This is a genomic window from Sphingomonas bacterium (genome assembly GCF_903643065.1).
Classification (GTDB): domain Bacteria; phylum Pseudomonadota; class Alphaproteobacteria; order Sphingomonadales; family Sphingomonadaceae; genus Sphingomonas.
This window is the reverse complement of record NZ_CAHJWX010000195.1, coordinates 1-5,010: the sequence shown is the minus strand read 5'-3', so window position 1 is coordinate 5,010 and position 5,010 is coordinate 1. Positions and strand designations below refer to the sequence as shown.

Below are 5,010 nucleotides of genomic sequence, written 5' to 3'. Positions count from 1 at the left end.
GCGCTGGTGCGCGGCGCGGCGGCGGGCGCGGCGGCGCTCGACACGGCGATGCCGGCCCTGTCCAAGTTCGGTGCGCTGCCGGCGCGGCGGCGGGTGGGGCCGAGCGCCTTCCTGACGGTGCAGGAGGGGTGCGACAAATTCTGCACCTATTGCGTCGTGCCCTACACGCGCGGCGCCGAGATCAGCCGGCCGTTCGCCGCGATCGTCGACGAGGCGCGCGCACTGGTCGACGCGGGCGCGCGCGAGATCACGCTGCTGGGACAGAACGTCAACGCCTGGAGCGACGGGGAGCAGGGGCTGCACGACCTGATCCGCGCGCTCGACCGTGTGCCGGGGCTGGCGCGCATCCGTTACACGACCAGCCATCCCAACGACCTGACGCAGGCGCTGATCGACGCCCACCGCGACGTCGCGAGCCTGATGCCGTTCCTGCACCTGCCCGTACAGGCCGGGAGCGACCGGGTGCTCCGCGCGATGAACCGCTCGCACACGCGCGACTCCTACGTGCGCCTGATCGAGCGGGTCCGCGCGGCGCGGCCCGATATCGCGCTGTCGGGGGACTTCATCGTCGGCTTCCCGGGTGAGACGGAGGCGGAGTTCGCGGAGACGCTGAGCCTCGTCGCCCAGGTCGGCTACGCGCAGGCCTTTTCGTTCAAGTACAGCCCGCGCCCGGGCACCCCGGCCGCGACGCTGCCGGATCAGGTCGCGCCGGCGGTGATGGACGAGCGGCTGCAGCGCCTGCAGGCGGCGCTGGGCCGCGACCAGCTTTCCTTCAACCGAGCGAGCGTCGGTCGGACCTGCGCGGTGCTGATCGAGCGGCCGGGCAAGCGGCCGGGGCAGATGCTGGGCAAGTCGCCCTGGCTGCAATCGGTGCACCTCGACACGGCCGCGCGGATCGGCGACCTGGTCGAGGTGGCGCTGGTGCAGGCCGGGCCGGTGTCGCTGGGCGGCGCCGAACGGATGGGGTTGCTTGCGAATGTATTTTGAACCGTATGGGCCGTTCGATCTCCGAGAGACTCTGCGGAGTGAGTTACGCTATTGGCGACGTGACTTCTGGGCCGCCATAGACAAGCGGCATCCCGGGTTGTCAGCCGCAAACGGCGTCTACGTGTTCTCGCTCAAGCACGGCAATCATTTCACGCCGTGGTACGTCGGCAAAACTTGCAGCGAGAAAGGCTTCTACGGTGAGGTGCTTCAAGGGCGTAAGTTAGCACATTATTACGCGGCGACAGACGAACGATACGGTCGCGAGTATCTCCACTTAGTTGCTAGAATTGAGGAAAATAGAGGTGGCTTTTGCAAATGGTCGCAGCGTTCGGCAACTCAGATCGAACGCGTCGAGTCACATATGATTGGCATGGCGATTGTTCACAATGAGCGTCTTCGAAATAGCAGCAAGACCAAGTTTCATCGTACCCTAGACATTGCGGGTGTGGTTGGCCCGAAATATCAAGGACGCCCCTCGCTCAGTGCTCAAACACTAAAAAACGTCCTGGGACTGACAAAAGAGTGAGTTTTGCCGGTGCCCGCCTTTATGGAAGCAGGGCGTCGGACGATCCGTTCTGGCGCTGGGTGAAGACGCAGGTCGCGTGACGCGACCGGGGCACGGGGTGAGAGGGCGGGGCTGTCCTACCTGGCCGGGAGCGCGCACAATCGCGCCGCGATGATCCACGACTCGTCCCGCGCCGTTGAAAACCGCCACGCCAGACGCGACCTGCCGTTTGGAAGGTCACGGATCGCCCGCACGGGCGTGACTTTCCGCGCCGCCCACGAAAGGATTGCATGAGCCGCAAGCCCGTTCCCGCCCAGTCCGGCGACCGCTCCCGCGCCGAACTCACCTTTGATCGGCCGCAACTGCTGGTGCGGCTGTTCGGGCAATACGACCAGAATCTGGTGGCGCTGGAGAACCGGCTGGGCGTGTACATCACCGCGCGCGGCAACCGAGTGGGGCTGGAGGGCGCGGCGGAGCAGGTGGCCGCCGCCCGCGACGTGCTGCACGACCTGTACGGGCGCGTCGGCCGAGGCGAGGAGGTGGACACGGGGCTGGTCGACGCGGCGATCGCGATGGCGGCCGAGCCGCATCTGGACGGCATCATCCGCGCCGATACCGGCACGCCCGCGCCGTCGGTGATGATCCGCACGCGCAAGAAGACGATCGTGCCGCGCACCCCGGCGCAGGCGCATTACATGCGCGCACTGGGCAGTTACGACATGATCTTCGCGCTGGGCCCGGCGGGCACAGGCAAGACCTATGTCGCGGTGGCGCAGGCGGTGCAGCAGCTGATCACCGGCTCGGTCCAGCGGCTGATCCTGTCGCGCCCGGCGGTGGAGGCCGGCGAGCGGCTGGGCTTCCTGCCCGGCGACATGAAGGAAAAGGTCGATCCGTATCTGCGCCCGATCTACGACGCGCTGTACGATTGCCTGCCGGCCGAGCAGGTGGAGCGGCGGATCGCGTCGGGCGAGATCGAGATCGCGCCGATCGCCTTCATGCGCGGCCGCACGCTCGCCGACGCCTTCGTCATCCTCGACGAGGCGCAGAACACCACGCCCGCGCAGATGAAGATGTTCCTCACCCGCTTCGGCCAGAACAGCCGCATGGTGATCTGCGGCGACCCGAACCAGACCGACCTGCCCGGCGGCGTCAACGCAAGCGGGCTGGCGGACGCGACGCGGCGGCTCGACGGCGTCGAGGGCATCGCGATGGCGCGCTTCGCCGCCGGCGACGTGGTGCGGCATCCGATTGTGGGGCGGATCGTCGAGGCGTATGAGGGCGCGTCATGAACGCGCCGATGAATCCGCTCACCCGCGCCGAGCAACAGGCGCTCGACGCTCCGTTCCTGATCGAGGATCAGGAGGTCGTCAGGAAGATCGCGCGCCTGGCTGACGAGCGCGGCACGCCGATGCAGGACATTATCAGGGCGGCGATCGATGATCACGTGCAGCGGCACCAGCTTCGCGGGCGCGTGTCCGAGAAACTTCAGAAGTTCTGGGACGAGCACCCGATGCCGCTGCCCAACGGGCTGGCTACCGACAAGCGGTTCTACGACTGGCTGAACGACGAGCTGTGATCCTCTTCGCTGGCGCGAAGACACAGGCGGACGTGCTGTTGTTCAAGGGCCAGGACTTCATCCATACCGACGTGAGGGACGCGACCCTGCCGTGATCCAGATCGAGCTCTCCCGCGAGGATCCCTGGCCCGAGGGCGGGTGGGACGCGCTCGCCGCCGCCGCCGCGCGCGGCGCGGTCGAGGCGACGGCGCAGGGGGAGCTGGCGACCTCGCCGGCGCTGGTGGAGGTCAGCGTGCGGCTCACCACCGATGCCGAGGTCAACCAGCTCAACCGGCAATATCGGGGCAAGGACGCGGCCACCAACATCCTGTCCTTCCCGATGATCCAGCCCGACCTGCTCGACACCGTCACCCAGAACACCGACGATGGCGAGGTGCTGCTGGGCGATCTGGTGCTGGCGTACGAGACCTGCGCGCGCGAGGCGGACGACAAGGGCGTCCCGCTCGCCGATCACGTGTCGCATCTGGTGGTGCATGGGGTCCTGCATCTGCTAGGCCATGATCACCAGGGGGACGGGGAGGCGGACGCCATGGAGCAGGTCGAGCGCGACGTGCTCGCACGGCTGGGGATCGCCGATCCATACCTCGTCCGGGAGGATGACTGAGGACGTGCCCGAGGATCGAAGTAGCGACGAGGCGGGGATCTGGCGCGGGTTGCGGCGCCTGATCTTCGGGGCGCCGGCCGAGGACTCGCTGCGCGAGCAGCTGGAAGGAGCGATCGACCGGCACGAGGACGATCCCGCCCCCGACGACGCCGGCGACCTGTCGCCGCTGGAACGCGAGATGGTGCGCAACCTCCTGCATTTCGGCGAGCGCGACGCGGGCGATGTCGGCGTGCCGCGCGCGGACATCACCGCGGTGGAGGAGGGGACCAGCTTCGCCGAGCTGGTGCGGCTGTTCGCGGACGCCGGGCACAGCCGGCTGCCCGTCTATCGCGGCGCGCTCGACACGATCATCGGCATGATCCACATCAAGGACGTGTTCGCGATCCTGGCGACCGGCGCCGAGCACCCCGCCACCATCGCCGGGCTGGTGCGCGAGCCGCTGTACGTGCCGATGGCGCGCGGCGCGCTGGACGTGCTCGCCGACATGCGGTCGAGCCGCGTCCACCTGGCGATCGTGCTCGACGAATATAGCGGCACGGAGGGGCTGGTCACGATCGAGGACCTGATCGAGGAGATCGTCGGCGAGATCGAGGACGAGCATGACGACGCGCCCGCGCAGCTGCTGATCCCGCTCGACGGCGGCGCGTGGGAGGCGGACGCGCGCGCCGAGCTGGAGGACGCGGGCGAGTTGATCGACCCGCGACTGGCAGAGGCGCGGGGCGATGTGGACACGCTGGGCGGGCTCACCGCGCTGCTCGCCGGCCACGTGCCGGCGCGCGGCGAATGCGTGCTGCATCCGTCGGGCTGGAAGCTGGAGGTGATCGACGCGGACGAGCGGCGCATCCACCGCCTGCGGCTGCATCCGCCCCGGCCGGAGCCGGAGGACCCGACCGACTGAGCGCGTCGGGTCAGAACCCGCGCGACCAGCGGAGCGCGGCGCCCCGGTCGGTGGGGAGGCTGGCCCAGTTGCCCGGATCGCGCCGCCAGTACAGGTTCGTGGCGAGCTGGCCGCCCGCGAGTGCGACCGCATAGCGCAGCTCGGCGTCGAGTTCGCGGCCGGTGGGCGCCAGCGACAGCCGCTGCGCGGTCGCCGCCGACACGGTCTGCGTCGCATAGTCCCAGCCGGTGGGCAGCAGGAGGTCGAGGCCGCCGCCCGCGACGCGCAGCGGCTGGGCGAGGCGCAGCCCCACGCCGTCGCCGCCAAACACGCCCTGCTTGCCCAGATCGACCGCAAAGGCGGTGGTCGCGAGCCGGCCGCCGCCATCGATGCCGTGCAGCCGCGCGACCGTGCGCCCCTGCCGCCAGCTGCCGCCCAGCGTCCAGCCGTTCCCCGCGTCC

General features: G+C 69.2%; 6 protein-coding genes and 1 pseudogene. 6 read left to right on the top strand and 1 reads right to left on the bottom strand.

Translation table 11 applies throughout. The features are described from left to right. The 6 genes from HUU95_RS08125 to HUU95_RS08100 form a co-directional block, all read left to right on the top strand. Positions 1-987 (top strand): MiaB/RimO family radical SAM methylthiotransferase (locus tag HUU95_RS08125; RefSeq protein WP_174279658.1); only part of this gene is annotated, 987 nt, incomplete at its 5' end. Between the two features lie 121 nt (positions 988-1,108). Beyond that, a complete protein-coding gene (locus tag HUU95_RS08120; RefSeq protein ID WP_174279657.1) occupies positions 1,109-1,513 on the top strand; it encodes a hypothetical protein in 405 nt (134 codons plus the stop codon). 269 nt (positions 1,514-1,782) lie between these two features. Continuing rightward, complete coding sequence (locus HUU95_RS08115) at positions 1,783-2,781, top strand: PhoH family protein (protein ID WP_174279656.1); 999 nt, start codon at positions 1,783-1,785, stop codon at positions 2,779-2,781. After that, positions 2,778-3,068: a type II toxin-antitoxin system VapB family antitoxin gene (locus HUU95_RS08110; RefSeq protein ID WP_174279655.1), complete on the top strand. Its 291-nt coding sequence runs from the start codon at positions 2,778-2,780 to the stop codon at positions 3,066-3,068. The genes HUU95_RS08115 and HUU95_RS08110 overlap by 4 nt, the downstream gene beginning before the upstream one ends. Before the next feature lie 91 nt (positions 3,069-3,159). After that, a complete protein-coding gene (gene ybeY, locus HUU95_RS08105) occupies positions 3,160-3,672 on the top strand; it encodes an rRNA maturation RNase YbeY (protein WP_174279654.1) in 513 nt (170 codons plus the stop codon). Beyond that, positions 3,665-4,570, top strand: a complete 906-nt coding sequence (locus tag HUU95_RS08100) for a hemolysin family protein (protein WP_174279653.1) — start codon at positions 3,665-3,667, stop codon at positions 4,568-4,570. Before ybeY ends, HUU95_RS08100 begins: the two co-directional genes overlap by 8 nt. 10 nt (positions 4,571-4,580) lie before the next feature. Here the strand turns inward: HUU95_RS08100 and HUU95_RS08095 are convergent. Beyond that, positions 4,581-5,010, bottom strand: a pseudogene (locus tag HUU95_RS08095) (peptidase S8); the annotation flags it as partial.

Coding starts and splice junctions, on each gene's coding strand:
- HUU95_RS08100 (WP_174279653.1), top strand. CDS start 3,665: ATGACTGAGGACGTGCCCGAGGATCGAAGTAGCGACGAGGCGGGGATC.
- HUU95_RS08115 (WP_174279656.1), top strand. CDS start 1,783: ATGAGCCGCAAGCCCGTTCCCGCCCAGTCCGGCGACCGCTCCCGCGCC.
- HUU95_RS08110 (WP_174279655.1), top strand. CDS start 2,778: ATGAACGCGCCGATGAATCCGCTCACCCGCGCCGAGCAACAGGCGCTC.